General features: G+C 71.7%; 15 protein-coding genes, 1 pseudogene and 2 riboswitches. Of the genes and pseudogenes, 3 read left to right on the top strand and 13 right to left on the bottom strand.

Annotated elements, in window-relative coordinates:
- Nucleotides 1–69: 69 nt before the first annotated feature.
- The 11 genes from SCMU_RS04370 to SCMU_RS04320 form a co-directional block, all read right to left on the bottom strand.
- A complete protein-coding gene (locus tag SCMU_RS04370) occupies nucleotides 70–3,165 on the bottom strand; it encodes an alpha-mannosidase (protein WP_229231814.1) in 3,096 nt (1,031 codons plus the stop codon).
- A 137-nt stretch (nucleotides 3,166–3,302) separates the two neighbouring features.
- Nucleotides 3,303–4,157, bottom strand: coding sequence for a formate dehydrogenase accessory sulfurtransferase FdhD (fdhD, locus tag SCMU_RS04365; protein WP_229231812.1), 855 nt, complete (start codon nucleotides 4,155–4,157; stop codon nucleotides 3,303–3,305).
- Nucleotides 4,158–4,212: 55 nt separating this feature from the next.
- Nucleotides 4,213–6,537 (bottom strand): FdhF/YdeP family oxidoreductase, encoded by a 2,325-nt coding sequence (locus tag SCMU_RS04360; RefSeq protein WP_229231809.1) that lies wholly within the window; start codon nucleotides 6,535–6,537, stop codon nucleotides 4,213–4,215.
- 59 nt (nucleotides 6,538–6,596) lie between these two features.
- Complete coding sequence (locus SCMU_RS04355; protein WP_229231807.1) at nucleotides 6,597–7,922, bottom strand: molybdopterin molybdotransferase MoeA; 1,326 nt, start codon at nucleotides 7,920–7,922, stop codon at nucleotides 6,597–6,599.
- Entirely contained in the window at nucleotides 7,919–8,248 is a 330-nt protein-coding gene (locus SCMU_RS04350; protein ID WP_229231806.1) for a DUF6457 domain-containing protein, read from the bottom strand. Before SCMU_RS04350 ends, SCMU_RS04355 begins: the two co-directional genes overlap by 4 nt.
- Nucleotides 8,241–9,074, bottom strand: coding sequence for a molybdenum cofactor guanylyltransferase (mobA, locus tag SCMU_RS04345; RefSeq protein ID WP_229231805.1), 834 nt, complete (start codon nucleotides 9,072–9,074; stop codon nucleotides 8,241–8,243). The genes SCMU_RS04350 and mobA overlap by 8 nt, the downstream gene beginning before the upstream one ends.
- Nucleotides 9,038–9,538, bottom strand: a complete 501-nt coding sequence (locus tag SCMU_RS04340) for an HNH endonuclease (protein WP_229231804.1) — start codon at nucleotides 9,536–9,538, stop codon at nucleotides 9,038–9,040. The genes mobA and SCMU_RS04340 overlap by 37 nt, the downstream gene beginning before the upstream one ends.
- Before the next feature lie 263 nt (nucleotides 9,539–9,801).
- A complete protein-coding gene (locus SCMU_RS04335) occupies nucleotides 9,802–10,560 on the bottom strand; it encodes an NlpC/P60 family protein (protein ID WP_229231803.1) in 759 nt (252 codons plus the stop codon).
- Nucleotides 10,561–10,668: 108 nt separating this feature from the next.
- A complete protein-coding gene (locus SCMU_RS20700; protein WP_274602927.1) occupies nucleotides 10,669–11,346 on the bottom strand; it encodes a C40 family peptidase in 678 nt (225 codons plus the stop codon).
- A gap of 70 nt (nucleotides 11,347–11,416) precedes the next feature.
- Nucleotides 11,417–11,577: riboswitch (cyclic di-AMP (ydaO/yuaA leader) on the bottom strand.
- A 135-nt stretch (nucleotides 11,578–11,712) separates the two neighbouring features.
- Entirely contained in the window at nucleotides 11,713–12,531 is an 819-nt protein-coding gene (locus SCMU_RS04325; protein ID WP_443020213.1) for a M23 family metallopeptidase, read from the bottom strand.
- A gap of 3 nt (nucleotides 12,532–12,534) precedes the next feature.
- Nucleotides 12,535–12,724: riboswitch (cyclic di-AMP (ydaO/yuaA leader) on the bottom strand.
- A gap of 263 nt (nucleotides 12,725–12,987) precedes the next feature.
- Nucleotides 12,988–13,683 (bottom strand): iron-dependent transcriptional repressor DtxR, encoded by a 696-nt coding sequence (locus tag SCMU_RS04320; RefSeq protein ID WP_229231801.1) that lies wholly within the window; start codon nucleotides 13,681–13,683, stop codon nucleotides 12,988–12,990.
- A gap of 206 nt (nucleotides 13,684–13,889) precedes the next feature.
- Here SCMU_RS04320 and serC point away from each other — a divergent pair, with 206 nt between their 5' ends.
- Complete coding sequence (gene serC / locus SCMU_RS04315) at nucleotides 13,890–15,023, top strand: phosphoserine transaminase (RefSeq protein WP_229231800.1); 1,134 nt, start codon at nucleotides 13,890–13,892, stop codon at nucleotides 15,021–15,023.
- 79 nt (nucleotides 15,024–15,102) lie between these two features.
- Here the strand turns inward: serC and SCMU_RS04310 are convergent, their stop codons facing one another.
- Complete coding sequence (locus SCMU_RS04310; RefSeq protein ID WP_229231798.1) at nucleotides 15,103–15,693, bottom strand: DUF3027 domain-containing protein; 591 nt, start codon at nucleotides 15,691–15,693, stop codon at nucleotides 15,103–15,105.
- A 2-nt stretch (nucleotides 15,694–15,695) separates the two neighbouring features.
- A pseudogene (locus SCMU_RS20940) lies at nucleotides 15,696–16,069 on the bottom strand (cold-shock protein).
- A 157-nt stretch (nucleotides 16,070–16,226) separates the two neighbouring features.
- Between SCMU_RS20940 and SCMU_RS04300 the strand changes: the two are divergent.
- Nucleotides 16,227–16,520, top strand: a complete 294-nt coding sequence (locus SCMU_RS04300) for a hypothetical protein (RefSeq protein WP_229231796.1) — start codon at nucleotides 16,227–16,229, stop codon at nucleotides 16,518–16,520.
- Nucleotides 16,520–18,916 carry a helicase-associated domain-containing protein gene (locus tag SCMU_RS04295; protein WP_229231794.1) on the top strand — a complete coding sequence of 799 codons (2,397 nt, stop codon included), beginning with the start codon at nucleotides 16,520–16,522 and terminating at the stop codon, nucleotides 18,914–18,916. Before SCMU_RS04300 ends, SCMU_RS04295 begins: the two co-directional genes overlap by 1 nt.
- Nucleotides 18,917–18,984: the final 68 nt, after the last annotated feature.

Here is an 18,984-nt window from a genome sequence, read left to right as displayed (position 1 = left end):
GCCACCACTCAGCCATTTAAGGCTCGGATCCTCAGGGAGCGGTTCCTCCGAGCTGGCCGCAGCGCGGTCTCAGTCGCGGCGCAGGCGGAGCGTGACGATCTCGAACGGGCGCATTCTCAGCCGGGCCCACCCGCCCTCCGCGGATTCAAGCGGTGAGTGCGCCTCAGCGGGGAGTGGCCGCTCGAGCAGGTCCGCTGCCTCGACGCCGACGCAGTCGAAGTCCGCCCGCAGCTCCGCCGCCGTCTTGGCCCCGAGTGCCTCGTACAGCCGCACCACGACGTCCCCGGTGCCGTCCTCGGCGAGCTTGACCGCCTCCACCACCACGCCCGGGTTGTCGATCGCCACGAGGGGCTCGACGTCTCGGCCGCCCTCGACGACTCGGTAAGGCAGGTTCGCGTCGTATCCCTCGCGCACAGCGTCGGGGATCTCGGCGTTGGGCGTGATGACCACCGTGAAGGCGTGCACGCCCGCGTCCGCGGTCGGGTCAGGGAAGAGCGGAGACTTCAGCAACGAGAGCCGCACAGTCGTCGTCGTGCCCCCGTCGCCGCCGTCACCGGTCCGGACCGTCCTGGTGACGTCGTGCCCGTACGCCGTGCGGTTGGCGATCGCGACGCCGTAGCCGGGCTCCGCAACGTGGATCCAGCGGTGGGCGCAGACCTCGAACCGGGCGGCGTCCCAGGAAGTGTTGACGGGGACCGGCCGGAAGACGTGGCCGAACTGCGTCTCGGCGGCGCTTCGGTCCGCGCGCACGTCGAGGGGGAAGCCGAGCTTGAGGAGCTTCTGCCGCTCGTGCCAGTCGACCTCGGTCTCGATCGTCAGGCCCGGGGCCCCCGGCGCGAGGACGAGGCGCTGCCGCACCGTCGAGTCCCCGAAGGCGCGCCGCACCTCCAGGACGGCCTCGCCGTGCGCCCCGGAGCCCGGCTCCACGGAGACCGCCGCGGTCAGGGCCTCGACGTTGTGCCTGTAGAACTCGTCCAGGTCCCACGCGTCCCACTCGTTGGGCGTGTCCCGGTGGAGCTCGAGGAGGTTGCCGTGCGCTCCCGGCGCGATCGCATTCCGGCCCGTCACCGCGTCGACGAGCGCAACGAGCAGCCCGTCGCCGTCGACCTCGGTGCGGACGGTCCCATTGTCGAGGACCCAGCCAGCCGGCGTCGCGCCTTCCGTGGTCGGGCTCGCGCCGCGCTCCGAGCCGTGGACAGCGCGCTCCAGACGCGCCTCGCCGGATGGACGCACGACGCCGCCGCCCCCCAGCGCGGGCACGCCGGCCCTCGCGTGGGGCGCCGCATTGAGGAGGATCTCGCGGCCCCCGGGCCCGACGAGGGCGCGCGCGGCCCGGCCGATGATCGCGTCAACATCCTGCTCGATCGCGGCGTAGTTCCGCTCGGCGTCGCGGTGCACCCACGCGATGGAGCTGCCCGGGAGGATGTCATGGAACTGCTGCAGGAGCACGAGGTGCCAGAGGCGGCGCAGCTCGCCCGCCGGATACTCGGCGCCGGTGCGCACCGCGGCGGTGGCGCACCACAGCTCAGCCTCGCGCAGCAGGTGCTCGCTGCGGCGGTTCCCGGCCTTCGTGCGGGCCTGGGCCGTGTATGTCCCCCGGTGCTTCTCGAGGTACATCTCCCCCGTCCACACGGGCGGGCTCGCGTACTCGGCCTCCGCCTCGGCGAAGAACGCCCGAGGCGTGTCGACCCGGACCCGGGGGGATCCCTCGAGGTCGCGGAACCGGCGCGCGGCGGCCATCATCTCGCGGGTGGGGCCGCCGCCGCCGTCGCCGAAGCCGAACGGCACGAGGGACATTGAGGCCCGTCCGTGCTCTCGGAAGGTCCTCTCGGCGTGGGCAAGGTTGGAGGCGCTCAGGTCCGAGTTGTAGGTGTCCGCCGGCGGGAAGTGGGTGAACACGCGGGAGCCGTCGATCCCCTCCCACAGGAACGTGTGGTGCGGGAACCGGTTCGTCTGGTTCCACGAGATCTTCTGCGAGAGGAACCACCGGCTGCCCGCAGCCCTCACGATCTGCGGGAGCGCGGCGGAGTATCCGAAAGAGTCCGGCAGCCAAGTCTCCTCGCACTCGACTCCGAACTCCTCGAGGAAGAACCGCTTGCCCTCGACGAACTGCCGCGCCATCGCCTCGCCGCCGGGCATGTTGGTGTCCGACTCGACCCACATGCCGCCCACGGGCATGAACCGTCCCTCGGCGACCTTCTCCTTGATCCGCTCGAAGAGGAGTGGGTAGCCGTCCCTGATCCACTCGAGCTGCTGGGCGGAGGAGCATGCGAACGTCAGGTCCGGGTCCTGGTCCATGAGCGCCACGACGTTGGCGAACGTGCGGGCGCACTTGCGCTGCGTCTCGCGCACGGGCCACAGCCAGGCCGAGTCGATGTGGGCGTGCCCCGTCGCGACGATGCGGTGCGCGCTGGGCTCGGCGGGCGAGGCGAGCACGTCGGCGAGTGCCTCGCGGCCCGCGGAAGCCGTGCCGGCGACGTCGTGCGGGTCCATGACGTCCACCATCCGCTCGAGGGCGCGCAGGATCAGGTGGCGACGGGGGCGGTTGTCGGGAAGCTCGTGCATGAGGCCGAGGATGGCCCACACGTCCTGGGCGAGCTCCCACACCGCCGTGTCCCGCTCCGCGAGCACGAGCGGGCCGAGGCGGTACAGCGGCGCGTCGCCGGAGGTGGCCTTGTCCCCAAGCGGTGTTGGTTGGAACATCCAGCCCTGGGCGAGGTCGGGGTTCGCGGCGGCCTCGACGTAGAAGTCGATCGACGGGCCGCCCCCGAGCTGGCTCAACGGGACGTACTGGTTGCGCGGGTTGAGCGCCTTGACGATGCGCCCGTCCGCCAGCCACGCAAGGCCCTCGCACTGGAAGCCCGGCTGCTCGTCGGTGTACCCGAGGTCCACGAGCACCTCGAGGTCGGTTCCGGCGCCGCCCCAGCCTGCAGGGACGCGTCCCGCGAGGTGCAGCCACATGGTGCCCCACGCGGGGCCCCACTCCTCCCCCGGGGCGGTGGGCCCGAAGTCCTGGGCAAGGGCATCCTCCAGACGGACAGGCTCGCCCGCGGCGTCCCACCGCCCGGCGGCCAGCGGGACCGTGCGACGGTAGATGCCCGGCGTGATGCGCTCCCGGAAGAAGCGGTCGATCCGGGCCTCGGTGATCAGGCGGTCATCGTGCACGGGAAAATCCAATCAGTTGACTAACCTGTGGACATCAAAGCTACTCCCCCGTACGCGCGGGCGGAACCACCCTCGCCACCCCGCTTGTTCCTGCCGGCGTCGTGGGCACCTCCAACAAGTGGTGTGTACCCGAAACGCTAGGAGAGGAGTCGCTCGTGGCCCGCGTAGACGTTGAACCCGTGGCCGCGGCTGAAGCCGATGAGCGTCACGCCGGCCTCCTCCGCGAGTTCCACTGCCAGCGTGGACGGTGCGCTCACCGCCGCCAGGGCGGGGATCCCCGCCATCGCGGCCTTCTGCACGAGCTCGAACGAGGCCCGGCCCGACACTTGGAGGACCGTCCCGGACAGCGGCAGCCGGCCCTCGCGCAGTGCCCAGCCCACGACCTTGTCCACCGCGTTGTGCCGGCCCACGTCCTCCCGCAGGCACTCGAGCTCGGCCCGCGTGCCGTCGTCGTGGATCGAGAACAGCCCCGCCGCGTGCACCCCGCCCGTCTTGTCGAACAGCGCCTGGGCGGCGCGGAGGCGGTCCGGCAGGCCGGCGATGAGCTCGGGCAGGAGGGGCACGGCGTCGTGCGCGGGGCCATAGTGCGAGGACCGCCGAACCGCGTCAATCGAGTCCGTCCCGCAGATCCCGCACGCGCTGGACGTCACGACGTTGCGCCCCAAGTCCGGAAGCACCACCCCGGGCCGCAGCTGCGCGTCGACCACGTTGAAAGTCTGGTGCCCGTCCTCATCCTCGCCAGCGCAGAAACGTTCCGAGATGAGCTGTCCCGGCTCCCAGATCACACCCTCGGAGACGAGGAACCCGGCCACGAGGTCGAAGTCGTGGCCCGGGGTCCGCATCGTGACGCTGTACTTGAGGGTGCCGGCAGGCCCGGTAAGCCGGATTTCGAGCGGCTCCTCGACAGCGAGGACATCCTCCTTGTGCCGGATCGGGTGCTCGCTGCCCAAGACGTACTTGTGGACCTTCCGGCGCTGGCTCAACCGGCCCATGGCGCCCTCCTTAACCTGCTCCCGTGCGCGCGGCCAGCGTTCTCTGGCGAGCGCGTCAGCTCAATTCTCCCGCGTGCGCGGCCCTGCCCGCAGGGGTGTGCCGCTCGAACCGCACCGTGATGGCCTTGAAGCCGGGCGTGTTGGACTCGCGGGCCACGTTGTCTCGGTGCACGAGCGCGTTGGCCTCCGGGAAGTAGGCGGCCGCGCAGCCCTTCGCCGTCGGGTAGGAGACGAGGCGGAAGCGGTCCGCTCGGCGCTCCTCGCCGTTGAACACGCTCACCACGTCGACGAGCTCCCGGTCCGCGAGGCCCAGAGCGGCAAGATCCTCGGGATGGACGAGGATGACCCGGCGGCCGTCCTTGATGCCGCGGTACCGGTCATCCTGGCCGTAGAACGTGGTGTTGTACTGGTCGTGGCTGCGCACCGTCTGGAGGATGAGGTGGCCCTCGGGCGCCTCGAGGTACTCGAGCGGGCTGACCGTGAAGTGGGCTCGGCCGGCCTCGGTGGCGAACGTGCGGGAGTCACGCGGCGGGTTGGGCAGCTGGAAGCCGTTCTTCTCGCGAACGCGGCGGTTGAAGTCCTCGAAGCCGGGCAGGACCCGGGAGATGTGGTCCCGGATCACGTCGTAGTCCTCGGCCATCGCGCGCCAGTCCACCGCGTGGTTCTCCCCCAGCGTTGCGGCCGCCATGCGGGCCACGATCACGGGCTCGGCCAGAAGGTGCTCGGAGATCGGCTCGAGGCGGCCCTGGGTCGCATGGACCATGGACATCGAATCCTCGACCGAGAGGAACTGCCGCCCCTTGGGGTGCTTGTCGTCCCGGTCCGTCCGGCCCAGCGTGGGCAGGATGAGCGAGGTCTTGCCGTGGACCACGTGGGAGCGGTTGGGCTTGGTGGAGATGTGCACGGTGAGCCCGGCGCGCTGCATGCCCGCCTCAAGCGCCTCGGTGTCCGAGTTCGCCTGGGCGAAGTTGCCGCCGAGGGACACGAACACGTCCACCTCGTCCTTCTCGAACGCGTGCAGGGTCTCGGTCGAATCGTGGCCGTGCTCGCGCGGGCTGCTGATGCCGAACTCCGTGTCCAGCGCGGCGAGCAGCCACTCCTTGGGCTTCTCCCAGATGCCCATGGTCCGGTCGCCCTGGACGTTCGAGTGGCCGCGCACCGGGCACGCGCCGGCCCCGGGCTTGCCGAAGTTTCCCTGGAGCAGCAGGACGTTGACGATCTCGCGGATCGTGTCCACCGAGTGGGGCTGCTGGGTCAGGCCGAGAGCCCAGCAGACCACGGTGGCCTTGGACTTGGCGAGCAAGTTCGCGACCGTGGCGATTTCGAGCCGGGACAGGCCCGTGGCGCGTTCCGTCTCGTCCCAGTCGATCCCGGCGCGCGCGGCCTCGTACTCCGCGAAGCCCTCGGTGCGCGCGTCGACGAACGCCCGGTCCACGATGGTCCCCGGCGCACGGCGCTCCTCCTCCAGCAGGAGATGGCCCAGTGCCTGGAACAGTGCAAGGTCGCCGCCGACCTTGATCTGCAGGAACTCGTCCGAGATCGTCGAGCCGTCGCCCACGTACCCCTCGACGGTCTGCGGGTCCTTGAAGTGGAGGAGCCCGGCCTCGGGCAGCGGATTGACGGCCACGACCTTGCCGCCGCGATCGCGGCACTCCTTCAGCGCGGAGAGCATGCGCGGATGGTTCGTGCCCGGGTTCTGGCCCACCACCATGATGAGCTCGGCCTCGTGGATGTCCTCGAGGGAGACGGTGCCCTTGCCGATGCCGATGGTGGGGTTCAGCGCGGACCCGGAGGACTCGTGGCACATGTTCGAACAGTCCGGCAGGTTGTTGGTCCCGAGGCTGCGCGCGAACAGCTGGTACATGAACGCGGTCTCGTTCGCCGTGCGGCCAGACGTGTAGAACACGCAGCGGTCCGGGGTGGTGGCGTTGATGTGCTCGGCCACGAGGTCGAACGCATCGGCCCACGAGATGCGGCGGTAGCGGTCGTCCCCCGGCCGCAGCACCACGGGCTCGGTGATGCGGCCCTGCTTGGAAAGCCAGTAGTCGGTCTTGTCCCGCAAGGTGCCGACGGGGTGCTCGGCCCACCACTCGGGGGTAACGGCGGAGACGGTGATCTCCTCGGCGACGGCCTTGGCGCCGTTCTCGCAGAACTCGGCCGCCTTGCGGTGGCCGTTCGGCTCGGGCCACGCGCATCCCGGGCAGTCGAAGCCGCCGCGCTGGTTGATCCGGGCGAGGGAGCGGGCCGTGCGCACCGGGCCGCCCTCCCCGATGGTCCGCTGGAGGGCCACGGCGACAGCGGTCAGGCCTGCGGCGGACGTCTCGGGGTGGCCGACGTGCAGGGAATCCTCGTTGATGTCCACAATGCGCTCGTTGCTCATGGGACCATACTGCCCACACCCGCGGACACTTTTCGACCACGGCCCATCATGCGGGCGCATCAGCCTTCCAGCGCGCTCCAGTCGACCGGCCCCTTGGACGCGACGGAGCGCCGCCTCGGCCTCGCCTTCGCGTCGGCCTCGCCCCCCGAGGCGGACGACGGCGCCTGCCCGCCGAGCGGCCGTCCCCACGGCAGCGGCAGGCACGCCACCGGGGCGCCGAGCTCGAGGCCGTGTGGGGGCACCACCATGAACCCGTCCGCGCGGGCGAGCCCCCGCAGCATGCCGGAGCCGATGCCGGCGGCCGGGGACGCCATCCCGTACATGCGCCGGAATGGCACGATCCGGGTGCGCTTGAGCTCGGGCTCGAACACCTCGCCGGAGGGAAGCTCGACGGCGGCGAGCGACTCACGCCCGCACAGCGCCGCGAGCAGGGGCTCGCCGACCGTGACGAGCCCGACGACGGCGGCCAGCGGGTTCCCCGGCAGGCCGAGGAAGAAGCGGCCGTCCGGAAGCTCGGCCAGGACCGTGGGATGGCCGGGGCGCATCGCGACGCCGTCCACGATGAGCCGGCCGCCCATCTTCGCCACGACGTCCCTGAAGTGGTCCGACCCGCCCTTGCCCGTCCCTCCGGTGGTGACCACGACGTCCGCCGCGCCGTCCGCGAGTGCGGCCTCCCACTCGGACGCGGCGTCGCCGATCTTCTCGTGGCCGGCCAGGATCCCGCCGTAGGCCTCGATGAGTGGCGGGACGAGGTAGCTGAACACATCGCGGACGAGGCCGGGGCCCGGGAGCCCGCTCTCGACCACCTCGCCGCCGGTGCGGACGAGCCTGACGAGCGGGCGGCCCGTGACTCGGAGCCCGTCGTAGCCGGCGAGCGCCGCGAGGGCGAGCTGCGCCGGGCCCAGTGTTGTGCCGGACGGGAGCAGGACCTCGCCCTCGGCGGCCTCTTCCCCTGCGGGCCGCAGGTCGGCGCCTCCGCCGGGTGAGCCCGGCGGGGCCGAGGGCGCGACGCGGAGGTGCGGGAGCCCGTCGTCGTCCGGGACCACCTCGCCGTGCTCGCGCCGGAGCACCGACCGGGCGCCCGGCGGGAGGACGCCGCCGGTGACGATCGGCACGGCCTGATGCGCGCTCAGCGGCTCCCCGGGCTCTGCGAGGATCCAGGGGCCCGTGCCGCAGACCGCCCAGCCGTCCATCGCGGAGGAAGTGTAGTGGGGCATGGCCCGAAGCGCGGCGAGCGGTTCAGCGAGGGTGCGGCCATCGGCGCGCGCCAACGGGACGTCGGCAGGGGGCAGCGGGCGGGCTGCGGCCGCCGCGGCCTCGCGCGCCTCGGCCCACGTGAGGTGCAGTGCGTGCTGGGGTCCGGCCGCCTCGGGGCCGGAGGTCATCCCTCGGACCCGGCCGTCCCGCGGGCCTTCGCGGCCTGGAGCGCCGCGGCGATCGAGAGCCGCATCGCGGCGTCTGGCTCGGCGCGGCCGCTTCCGGCCGCAAGGCCCGCGGCGTAGGCGGCGATGAACGTGGTCAGCGGCGCGGCCGGACGGACGATCGAATGGGCCGCGACCCCTGCGAGGCCGAGGACCGCGTCGATGTCGACCTCGGTCTCCCCGAGCCCGAGGACCTCGGTGAGCTCCGCGCACCACGCGCGCAGCACGGCGTCCTTCGCGTCGCTGGGACTGTTGGACGCGCTGGACCCGCCTGCCGGCGTCTCAGTCATGGCCTTCCTCCTGCCGTGGCGTGGCGTCCCGCGCCTCAGTGGGCTCGGGGCGTTCGATGCCCCATGAGCGCGCCGCGTCCCACGTGTCGACGTCGTCGGAGGCACGCGGGGGCAGCGCCAGGGGCAGCAGGTCCAGCCTAGCAATGAGGTGCTTCATCGGCCGGTCCGCGAGTCCCCCCTGCCCCGCGAGCGCCGCCACGGCCGCCTCGAGCGGATCCCGACGGTACACGGCCAGGAGCGGCTGGATGCGGCCGCTCTGGTCGACGCCGAGGAGCCCATCCCCGGCCGGGTCCCCGACGGCGGAGGCGAGAAGCGGCGCCACCGCATCCACGGCGAGTGGCAGGTCCGCGGCGAGCACCGCCACCCATACGGGCAGCCGCCCTGGCGCAGACCGCAGGGAGGCAAGGCCCGCGCCGAGCGCCGCGAGCGGCCCGGCGAAACGCGGCTCCTCGCGGGTGTAGACCAGCAGCCGCGAGCGACGGGGCGGCCCCAGGCCACCACCGGGGCCGGAGGCAGGGCCGCAGTGCAGCGCTGGGCCGCCGGGCTCGCCCGGGCCGGGACCCACGACGGCGGTGGCCCGCGCCTCAGCCACCGCCGCCAGCGCACGGTCCAGCAGCGTCACGCCACGGTAGGACAGGAGCGGCTTCGGGTACCCTCCGAGCCTGGACGCCCGGCCGCCCGCGAGCACGACGGCGTCAAACCCGGGCGCCACAGCGGAAGCGGCTGCGCCTGAGGCAGCCGCGGCGTCCGGCGCGGCGGCAGCGGAAAGCGAGGAGGCGTCGTGGTGCGTCAGGCCGCGGACTCCGGGGCGAGGAACGGGCTCCACTGTGCGGCGGGCTTCTCCAGTTCCTTGATCTGCCAGACCACTCCAACCGGCGCCGCGGGTGAGAAGCGGAGCTTCCAGCCCATCTCGCCCGGCGTGTGGTCGCCCTTGACGTTATTGCACCGCAGGCAGCACGCCACGAGGTTCTCCCACGAGTCCGCCCCGCCCCGCGAGCGCGGCAGAACGTGGTCCACCGTGTGGGCGGCCTTGCCGCAGTACGCGCACGCGTGCGCATCCCGACGCAGCACGCCGCGTCTGCTGACAGCAGTGGCATGGGTGCGCCGGGGTCTGATGTACCGATGGAGCAGGATCACCGATGGGCGCCCGAGCACATCGCGTGGCCCGACGACCGGTTCGCCGTCTTCCAGCACGACGCTCGCCTTGCCGGCGAGCACGAGCACGAGCGCTCGGCGGAAGGTGACCACCGCGAGCGGTTCATATCCAGCATTGAGAACGAGTGTGCGCATGCGCGTTCCTCACGGCCGCACCCGGTCAGGGGCACAGGGCCGGCTGCCCTGTGCGTAGCCGGGCTGATCGACTCTCATAGAGTACTGAACAGTCCTGTGATTAACCGAACACCGGGTTTCGCCTCACCGAGCCGTCCCCCAACGTTCACCGCCCGGACACGCTCCAAGGGGTTCCAAACGCACAAGGACGCCCCCTCCCACGTGGGAGGGGGCGTCCTTGTGGATTCCCGAGCCGTTCGCTGCCCGGTAGGCCTGACCTGTGATCAGCCGCCGACGCGGATGAAGACCGGCCCGGAGCCGACGTTGACGCTGAACAGCGCGGTGGTGTTGCCGTTCCAGCCGCCGTGAACGGCCATGCCGTTGCCCACGTAGACGGCGATGTGGGCCATGCCCATGCCGCCGTTGGCGTAGTAGGCGAGATCGCCCGGCTGAGCCTCCGCGGCGCTCACCGTGCGGCCGAGGGAGAGGTAGCCAGCCGGCCAGCCGTGGTAGTGGATGCCGACGGCGGCCAGCGAGTTGGTCACGAGCATCGTGCAGTCCTGGGCGACGCCGAGCTGGGCGTACGCGGCGGCGGCGATCGCAGCGCCCATGCCGGACGCGGCAGCCGGCTTCGGTGCGGCGGCCGGGGCGGGCGTCGCGGCGGCGACCTGGACCTTGGGGGCCGGGGCGGCGGCCTGCGTCTGGGTCGCGGCCGGAGCGGGGGCCGGGGCCTCGACAACCGGCGCGGCGACCGACTCGACGGCGGGGCGCTCGAAGCTTACGGTGGCGTTGGCCTCGGCCGAGATCGGCGCCTGCACAGCGCTCTCGACGTCGAGCGAGATCGGGGCTGAGGCCTCGCGCTGGGTCGAGACGTCGGCCGCGTTGGCGGCGACGCTGCCCGTGAGCACGAGTCCGCCGGCGGCGGCGATGACGGCAGCCTGGCGGCCAACGCCGCCAGCGTTCACGGTGACGGCCTTCGCGATGACGGCCAGCGAGGAGGTGTTGTCCGCGCGGTGGCGGGCAATGCCTGCACGAGTGGTCATTGAGGGGTTCTCTCTTTCGTGTCCTTCAGGCCGCAGGGGGTCGGTCGGCGCTGAAGTATGGCGACCCGGTCACGAGAGTGCCGCATCGCCGGGAATGTGTGATGGGCCTCAGTGGGTGAGAGTGTAGAAGGCAGAGGTGCCCGTGGCGTTCACGGCGTGGAGCAGGGTGCCCTGCGAGGGGTTCAGCGCGCTGATCATCATGCCGTTGCCAACGTAGATGCCGACGTGGGCACCGCCGTTCTGGACCACCAGATCACCCGGGACGGGCGTGGAGGTCGGCTTCATGATGGACCAGGCCTGCACGCGGGGGATGCTGATTCCAGCCTGAGCGTAGACCCACTGGGTGAAGCCCGAGCAGTCCCAACCGGCGGGGGTGTTGCCGCCCCAGACGTAGGGGTGGCCGATGCCGGTGTAGGCGATCCCCGCGAGGCTCGAGCCGGCGGCGGTCGGCGCGGCGGCAGCCGGCGCGGGGGCCGGGGTGGAAGCTGCCTGAACCGTGGACCGGGCGGTCTGGGCCGCAGTGGAGGTCGTCTGCTGGACGACCTTCTCGACGACCGGGGCTGCCACGGACTCGACGACCGGGCGCTCGAAGGAGACCTGGGCTTCGTTGGACGCGACGACGCTCGGCGCAGAGGCGCTGGCCACGTCGGAGAGGGCGGAGGCCTCACGGTGGGTCTCCGCAGCCTGGGCGGGGAGCCCGGCGCTGATGATCAGACCGGACGCTGCGGCGATCACGGCCGCCTGGCGGCCGATGGTGCCTGCATTGCCGGAGACGGCCTGCGCCACGGCCCCAAGGGGACTGGTGCGGACCGGAAGGGCGCGGTGGCGCGCCGTCAACGTACGAGTCGACACAGAAATAGCCTCTCCCAATGCCTACGAGGTGAGCTGTCGGGTTCGGATGGAAAGTATCCGGCCGCCTGGCGGGCCAGGCTGCTTAACCCCAAGGCCCTCCGAAGAGGACCAAAAGTGGTTCCCCCGCCTCTGCCAGACGGTTTGTGCGAACGGCTCCGGGAAGTGGCAGAGCTAGGCGTTCTTCCCGGATGTTCCAACTTGGTAGGAGCTGGAACAGGAACGACCCTACCCGACACCGGACCAAAAGTCACATTCGGATCACGGGACGTTTTCACGCGTCACGAATCGGACACGGAGGTTTCAGAGCCAGCCGTTGGGGTCCACAACGTCGCCGTTGACCATGACCTCGAAGTGGAGATGGCAGCCGGTGGAAGCGCCGCTGGTGCCACTGAGGGCGATGAGAGCTCCTCGGTCGACCCTCTGGCCCACCGAGACGGAGAACGACGCGAGGTGGTTGTACGTGGTCTCCAGGCCGTTCCCGTGGTCGATCACCACACGGTTCCCGCCCCCGTAAGGATGCCAGCCGGCGAAGGTCACGGTTCCACCGGCGGCCGCCTTGACCGCGGTCCCGCACTGTGCCGCGAAGTCCTGCCCGCGGTGGAATTCGCCGATCTGGCCCGTGATGGGGCTGACACGGTAGCCGTAGGGCGAGGACGGGACCATGGAGTCCAGCGCCGCGCCGAGCGAGTGGTGCGCCTGCGCCGGCGTGATCCCGCCGGCCGATTCGGTGCTGAGCATCTGCTTCAGCTGGCCGTCGGGGTCGGCCGCGCTGCCCACCGCGGCGCGCGAGAAGTCCACCACCGCGTCGCTCGAGGCCGTCACGGCCGGATGCAGCGCGGTGTCCGCCACGGGAGCGGCCTCTGGCGCGCGATCGGCCGTGGCGGCCGGAACCGTGACGGTGAGCACGAGGCCTGTGGCGGCGAGCACGACACCGGCCTTCTGGCCAGCGCCCGCAACGGCGGCGATCTCGGCCAGCTGGCGCATCGCTCCCGGCTTCGTCGCGGCGCGACGGCCGCGCTGGGCAGACGGCCGCGATCCGGGTCCAGGACGTGTCGTGGCTGATATGGCGGACGGCGGCACGGCGGCACGCCGCCGCCCGTGGACGGCAGACTGCGTCAAGCGATTTCCTCTCTGTCATCGCCTGCGAAGTTAGCTGTCGGGTTCGAGTCAGAGAGTCACGGACTCGGCCCAGCCGTCCAGCGCGCCGACCCACGGTCGACTGCATTCCAAACGAGCTGCGGCTTCACCCCAAGGCGGCCATGACCGCCGTCGGTGGTTCCCCCGCCTCTGCCTTCAAGGGTGCGATCACATCCCGCTGGCAGAGCTCGGCGCGCGGGCTGAGATGGCGTCGAGTACCTCGCCGCCGTGCGTCCAGCTTAGGCAGAAGCAACCCACTGTAACAATTCCGTGATCTTTTATGAGACCTAGCTCACAGAATACCGCGCGGTAACGATTACTCCATCGAGTAGAGGTTTTGTCGCTTTGTGTGACTAGGTGTGAGATCTGCGTCACTCCCCCGCCGTGATCGGGTCCGCCCGAGGCCGAGATCACGACGGCAGCCCGTCGGGCGAGACGTCAGCCGACGGAGACGAAGACGTGCGCGGCGACCTCGGCGGGCAGCTCGAGGGCGCCGTCCACGCTCGGCACGCGCACGGAGATGTAGTCGCCCACCCGCTCGAGCGAGACCTTGGCTCCGGGGCGGATGCCGCCCTCGTCGAGCTGTGTGAGCAGTTCCGGGTCCACCTGGATCGGCTCGGCGAGGCGGCAGACCACGACCCGCGAGCCGGGGGCGTAGTCCCCCATGGCCTCGACGAGGGTCACCACGCCGTCGCCGAAGTCCTCGGCCGCCTCCCCGCCGAGCTCCTCGAGGCCGGGGATCGGGTTGCCGTACGGCGACTCGCTCGGCCGCCCGAGCAGCTCGTACAGCCGACGCTCCACCCGCTCGCTCATGACGTGTTCCCACCGGCACGCCTCGTCGTGGACGTATGGCCAGTCGAGCCCGATGACGTCGGAGAGGAGCCGCTCGGCGAGGCGGTGCTTCCGCATGACCTCCACCGCCCGCTTGCGGCCGAAGAGGGTGAGCTCCAGATGGCGGTCGCCCGAGACGACCACGAGTCCGTCGCGCTCCATGCGCGCCACCGTCTGGGACACGGTGGGCCCGGAGTGGCGCAGCCGCTCGGCGATGCGGGCACGCAGCGGAGTAATGCCCTCCTCCTCGAGCTCGAGGATGGTTCGCAGGTACATCTCGGTGGTATCGATGAGGTCGGACATGCGTGGCGCGAGCTCCTGGCAGCGGGACGGGCGGTGCGGTTCACCACCCGATCACTGAGTCTAGCTTATTTTGATCTGCTCAGATTAGCCGACTTCGACGGCGAAGACACGGATTCGCCTGCCCACGTTCCCGTGCGGCACACTGGGACGCGGGGCGGGAGAGTACCACCTCCGCCCCCAACCTGGATCCCGTAGGAGGCGCCCCCGTGACCGAAACCAGCCAGCTTCAGATCCCCGCCGAGTTTCTTCCGGCGGACGGCCGCTTCGGAGCGGGACCATCGAAGGTCCGCAAGGAGCAGGTCGAGGCGATCGCGGCCGCGGGCGAGAAGCTGCTGGGCACGTCCCACCGTCAGGCTCCCGTGAAGAATCTCGTGGGCAGCGTCCGCGAGGGACTCAAGTCCTTCTTCAAGGCCCCTGAGGGCTACGAAGTCATCCTCGGCGTCGGCGGATCGACGGCGTTCTGGGACGTCGCATCGTTCGGGCTCGTCCGCTCCAAGGCCCAGCACCTCTCCTTCGGCGAGTTCGGCTCGAAGTTCGCCAAGGCCACGGACAAGGCACCGTTCCTCGAGGCTTCCTCGATCATCACCTCGGACCCGGGCACGCGTCCCACGCCGAAGGCCGAGGCCGGCGTCGACGTCTACGCCTGGCCCCAGAACGAGACGTCGACCGGAGTCGCCGCCCCCGTCGAGCGCGTCGGGGGCGCCGATGAGGGCTCGCTCGTGCTCGTAGACGCAACCAGCGCAGCGGGCGGGCTCGCGGTGGACGTGGCCCAGAGCGACGTGTACTACTTCGCGCCGCAGAAGAACTTCGCGTCCGACGGCGGCCTGTGGCTCGCGCTGTTCTCCCCCGCCGCGCTCGAGCGCGCCGAGGAGATCAAGGCCTCGGGCCGGTGGATCCCGGACTTCCTGGACCTCAAGACGGCCATCGACAACTCGAAGCTCAACCAGACCTACAACACGCCCAGCCTCACCACGCTTGTGGGCCTGAACGCCCAAATCGAGTGGCTCAACGCGCAGGGAGGCCTGGACTGGGCCGCCGCGCGCACCGCGGACTCGGCCGGGCGGGTCTACTCGTGGGCCGAGGCGTCCGCCTTCGCAACGCCGTTCGTCGCGAAGCCCGAGGAGCGCTCCAACGTCATCGCCACGATCGACTTCGACGACTCCGTCGACGCAGCCCAGGTCGCCAAGATCCTGCGCGCCAACGGCATCGTGGACACCGAGCCGTACCGCAAGCTGGGCCGGAACCAGCTGCGCATCGCCACGTTCGTCGCGATCGAGCCCGACGACGTCACGAAGCTCACCCAGTCCATCGACTGGGTTGTGGGCCAGCTGGCGGGCTGAGAGGCCCTGACGCACGACGGCGGGCCCCCACCTTCGCGGTGGGGGCCCGCCGTGCGTCGTGGCCAGGACCTGGTTTGGGTCAGTCCCGAGTGTCCCCTTCGGGCGCCTCGGCACGGGCGGCGTCCGCCTCCCCCGTTCCCGGTGAGCTGGCCGCGGAAGGCGCGGGGCCGGCGTCGTGCGCGGCGGCCTCAGACGCAGTGCCATCCTCAGACGCAGCAGCATCTTCAGACGCCGAGGCAGCCTCAGCGGCGGCATCCGCGTCGCCGGGCTTCTCCGCCGCGGCGGCCTTGGCTTCCTCGGTGTCCTCCGGCCGGACCCGCTCGGACCACGGGACCCACTCGGGAGCGAGGACCGCGTCGGGGGAGGGGACCAGGCCGATCTCGCTCACTGTCGCTGTCTTGGAGCGGGCCACTCGGGCCACGGTGACGAACCACTGCCAGCCGCGGTAGCCGTCCAGACGCGACTCGAACAGGTGCGTGACGACCCGCTCCCCCTCACTCTTGGCCGCGAGGTGGTCCCCGACGTCCTGGGGGCGGGCGATGTCGACCAGGGCGGCGCGCGCGGTGTCCACGGCGGCGGCCAGGAACGCGTCCGGCTTGCCGACGCGCCACACGGGCACGCCGGCCTTCGGCTTCGCGGCCGCGGTCTGGGGAGCGGGGACGTCGGCCATGGCTATGCTTCGAGCTGCTCTGCCACGCGGCGGAGCGCGGCGGCGATCGTGGGCCCTTGTCCGGGTAGGTGCCCTTGGACAGCTGGCCGGAGAGGTTGTCAAGGACGCTCACCAGGTCCTGGACGATGGGGGCGAGTTCGCGGGCGGGCATCCGCTTGGCGCGGGCCACGGACGGCAGCTTCTCGAGGACGCGCACGGACAGGGCCTGGGGTCCGCGCCGGCCGTCGGCGATGCCGTACTCGAGCCGCGTGCCGGTCTTGATCTCGGCATCGGTGGGCACGGCGGAGCCCGGCAGGAAGACCTCCTGCCCGTCATCTCCGGCGATGAACCCGAAGCCCTTCGCCTTGTCGAAGAACTTGACCTTGCCAGTGGGCACTGCCACAACCCCCATCTGTGAGGACTCGTTGGAACCCGCTCATGTCTCGGCAGGAACGCCGGGCGGGGAAGCTGTACTGCATCTAGGTTACTGGCTCGCACCGTCAAAGTCGGCCCGGCGCCCGCGCCCACGACCGCCGCTGATATAGGTTGGAGCCATGGTCCCTTCCCTGCCTCATCAGGGCCGACTCGATCCGTCGCCGGGCGGTGCGCCCGGGCCCGGCGGCTCGCCGGCCGCCCCCATCCCCGGCTGGCGGCGCGCGGTGATGGCCGTCGGGGTCGCCCTCGCGGTGGTCTCGCTCGCGGCGTGGGGCGTGACGCTCGGCCTCGCGGCGAGCGGCGGCAGGGCCCCCGGCTGGGTCGACGGACTGGCGCTCTACGGGCTCCCGGCCGCATTCATCCTCATGGGAGTGGCCCTCGTCGCCGCCGTCGTGGATCGGAGGCGCCGGTAGTGTCCTCGATCCGCGCCCTCGCCGAAGAACTCTCCTCGAGGGGCAACGACTCGCTGCGGCGACTCTTCGTATCCCGCCCGGACCTGATCATGCCGGGCGTCCCGGACTTCGCGGCGCTCGCGGCGCGGGCGTGCGCGCGGGTGAGCCTGCAGCGGGCCCTCGAGGGCCTCACCAAGCCGGAGTTGCAGGTCCTCGAGGCGCTGGTCCTGACCACCAACGAGGATGAGGGCCGCAGCGGGAGCGCCGTCGAACTGCGCCACGCGGTGGGCAACGCGACCTTGGGCACGCTCGAGACGATCCTCGCGAACCTCTCGCAGCTCGCGCTCGTCTACCGGGCGGATCCGCCGGACACCATCCACTCGGCCTCGGGGAGCCGCCGCCGCTACTACCAGCCGGTGGCGCGACTGCGGGAGGTCCTCGGAAGCTACCCGGCCGGCCTCGGGCGGCCCTACACGGACCTCGCCGCGGCGTCCCCGGTGTTCGCCGAGCAGGCGGCGCGGATCGTCAACGCCATCGCCGTGCTGCAGCCCGCCGTCCTGCAGCAGCCCGTGGAGCACCATATTGCCGCCGCGTATGCCCTCGAACGCTGGGTAGCGCTCCCCGAGTCGCTCGAGGGCGCGCCGCCGCGCACGGGCGAGGTCCTGGCCAAGTTCGCCAACTGGCCCGTCGGCGCGGTCCCGCACGCGGTGGCCCGCATCAAGCCCGGGCAGCACACGGACAATCCCGTGGACTGGTTGCTCTCGCATGGCATCCTCGTGCCCCTCGACGACGAGCACGTCGAGCTCGCGCGGCCCGCGGGCCTCGCCCTGCGGGGCGGCCGGATCGTGCCGGACCTCGCGATGGCGCCTCCGCAGGCCACGCTCACGACGACGCCGCCCGCCCTCCGCCGCAACGCCGCACTCGGCGCGATCGGCGATCTCCTGCGGACAGTGAGCGCACTGGCCGTCGAGGCGTCCGAGCGTCCCATCGAGACCTTGCGGACCGGCGGTGTCGGCACCCGCGAGGTTCGTCGCCTCGCCACGGCCCTGCGCACCGACCATGACCCCACGGTGTTCGCTCTCGAGCTCGCCGCAGAGGCGGGCCTCCTGAGCCTCGACCCCGACACTTCGACCTGGCGCGCCACGGGCGCCGAGCCGTGGCTTGCCCTGTCCCGGCCCGAGCAGTGGCTCATCCTCGCCACCGTCTGGCTCGACACGCCGCGCGTGGCGTCCCTGGCCATGTCCGCGGAGGGCAGCGACCAGCTCGCGCCGCTGACGGGCGAGGGCCAGCGCTCCGACGCGCCGGGCGTCCGGCGCCGCATCCTCGAGGTCGTTGCGCAGCTGTCCGAGGAGGCGGCGAGGCCCGACGGGCGCAGCGTCGTGGTGGGTCCCGAGGCCGTCCGCACGCGGATCGACTGGCTCCAGCCGAGGCTCGGCCGCCGGCTGCGCGGCCTGCTGGAGATGGTCCTCGCTGAGGCAGGCCTGCTCGGCTTCATGGGGTCCGGCTCGCTCACCGAGGTGGGCGCCGCCGTGCTCCGGGACGACTTCGACGCCGCCCGCGCACGCCTTGCCGAGCTCCTGCCGCCCGGGGTGGACAAGGTGCTCCTCCAGGCGGACCTCACGGGCGTGGCCCCCGGCTATCTCGATCCGGTCCTGGCGCGGCGCCTTGCGCTCCTGGCCGACCCCGAGGGGCGCGGCCCCGCGACGATCTACCGCTTCTCGGCCTCGAGCCTTCGCCGCGCCCTCGACGCCGGCGAGGACGCCGCGTCGATCCACGCCTTCCTGGCCGAGCACTCGTCGACGCCGGTGCCGCAACCGCTCGCGTACCTCGTCGATGACACCGCTGCGAGGCATGGCCGCATCCGGGTGGGCCGCGCCGGCAGCTTCATTGCGAGCGACGACGAAGCCGCCCTCGCGGGGATCCTCGCCGATCCGGCCGCGCGGCAGCTCGGCCTGACGCAGATCGCTCCGACCGTGCTGGTGAGCAACGCCTCCCCCCAGGAGGTCGCGAACGTCTTGCGGGAGCTGGGCCTCTCGCCCGCCGTGGACGCCGCCCTCGACCCGGTGGTGCGGCTGCGCCGGCGCACCGGGGAGAGCACGCTGCCCACCCCGGCGCCCCGGCCGGACGTGCCGGATCACGAGGCCATCGAGGCGCAGCTGGCCGTCCTGCGGACCCAGTCCCCGGTGGGTCCCAACGGAGACGAGGCGGCGCCGGCGATGGGCATCGAGACCCTCCAGAAGGCCATCCGGCTCAAGCGGGCGGTACGCTTGAACATTGTCGACGCGCTCGGCAACTCGAGCGTCGAGGAGCTTCGGCCGGTGTCCATCTCCGCCGGCCGCGTGCGCGTCTTCGACCCGGAGCGCGAGACGGAGCGGGTCCTCTCCGTCCACCGGATCATCGACGTCGAACTGGCCTGACCCGCGGAACTGGGCCTGACCCGCGAGGGGGCCGCCGTCCCGGCGACCGTCCGCTGCCAAGGAGGCGT

Source organism: Sinomonas cyclohexanicum (genome assembly GCF_020886775.1).
Taxonomy (GTDB): Bacteria; Actinomycetota; Actinomycetes; order Actinomycetales; family Micrococcaceae; genus Sinomonas; species Sinomonas cyclohexanicum.
Note: the sequence above shows the minus strand (reverse complement) of the source record. Positions and strands in the feature narration are given on the sequence as shown.

What these genes read in the sequence shown, in the direction of transcription:
- SCMU_RS04335 (WP_229231803.1), bottom strand. Translation starts at nt 10,560, where the DNA reads ATGACCACTCGTGCAGGCATTGCCCGCCACCGCGCGGACAACACCTCC.
- SCMU_RS04310 (WP_229231798.1), bottom strand. Translation starts at nt 15,693, where the DNA reads ATGGCCGACGTCCCCGCTCCCCAGACCGCGGCCGCGAAGCCGAAGGCC.
- SCMU_RS04300 (WP_229231796.1), top strand. Translation starts at nt 16,227, where the DNA reads ATGGTCCCTTCCCTGCCTCATCAGGGCCGACTCGATCCGTCGCCGGGC.
- SCMU_RS04355 (WP_229231807.1), bottom strand. Translation starts at nt 7,922, where the DNA reads ATGACCTCCGGCCCCGAGGCGGCCGGACCCCAGCACGCACTGCACCTC.
- SCMU_RS04340 (WP_229231804.1), bottom strand. Translation starts at nt 9,538, where the DNA reads ATGCGCACACTCGTTCTCAATGCTGGATATGAACCGCTCGCGGTGGTC.
- SCMU_RS04320 (WP_229231801.1), bottom strand. Translation starts at nt 13,683, where the DNA reads ATGTCCGACCTCATCGATACCACCGAGATGTACCTGCGAACCATCCTC.
- SCMU_RS04360 (WP_229231809.1), bottom strand. Translation starts at nt 6,537, where the DNA reads ATGAGCAACGAGCGCATTGTGGACATCAACGAGGATTCCCTGCACGTC.
- SCMU_RS04350 (WP_229231806.1), bottom strand. Translation starts at nt 8,248, where the DNA reads ATGACTGAGACGCCGGCAGGCGGGTCCAGCGCGTCCAACAGTCCCAGC.
- fdhD (WP_229231812.1), bottom strand. Translation starts at nt 4,157, where the DNA reads ATGGGCCGGTTGAGCCAGCGCCGGAAGGTCCACAAGTACGTCTTGGGC.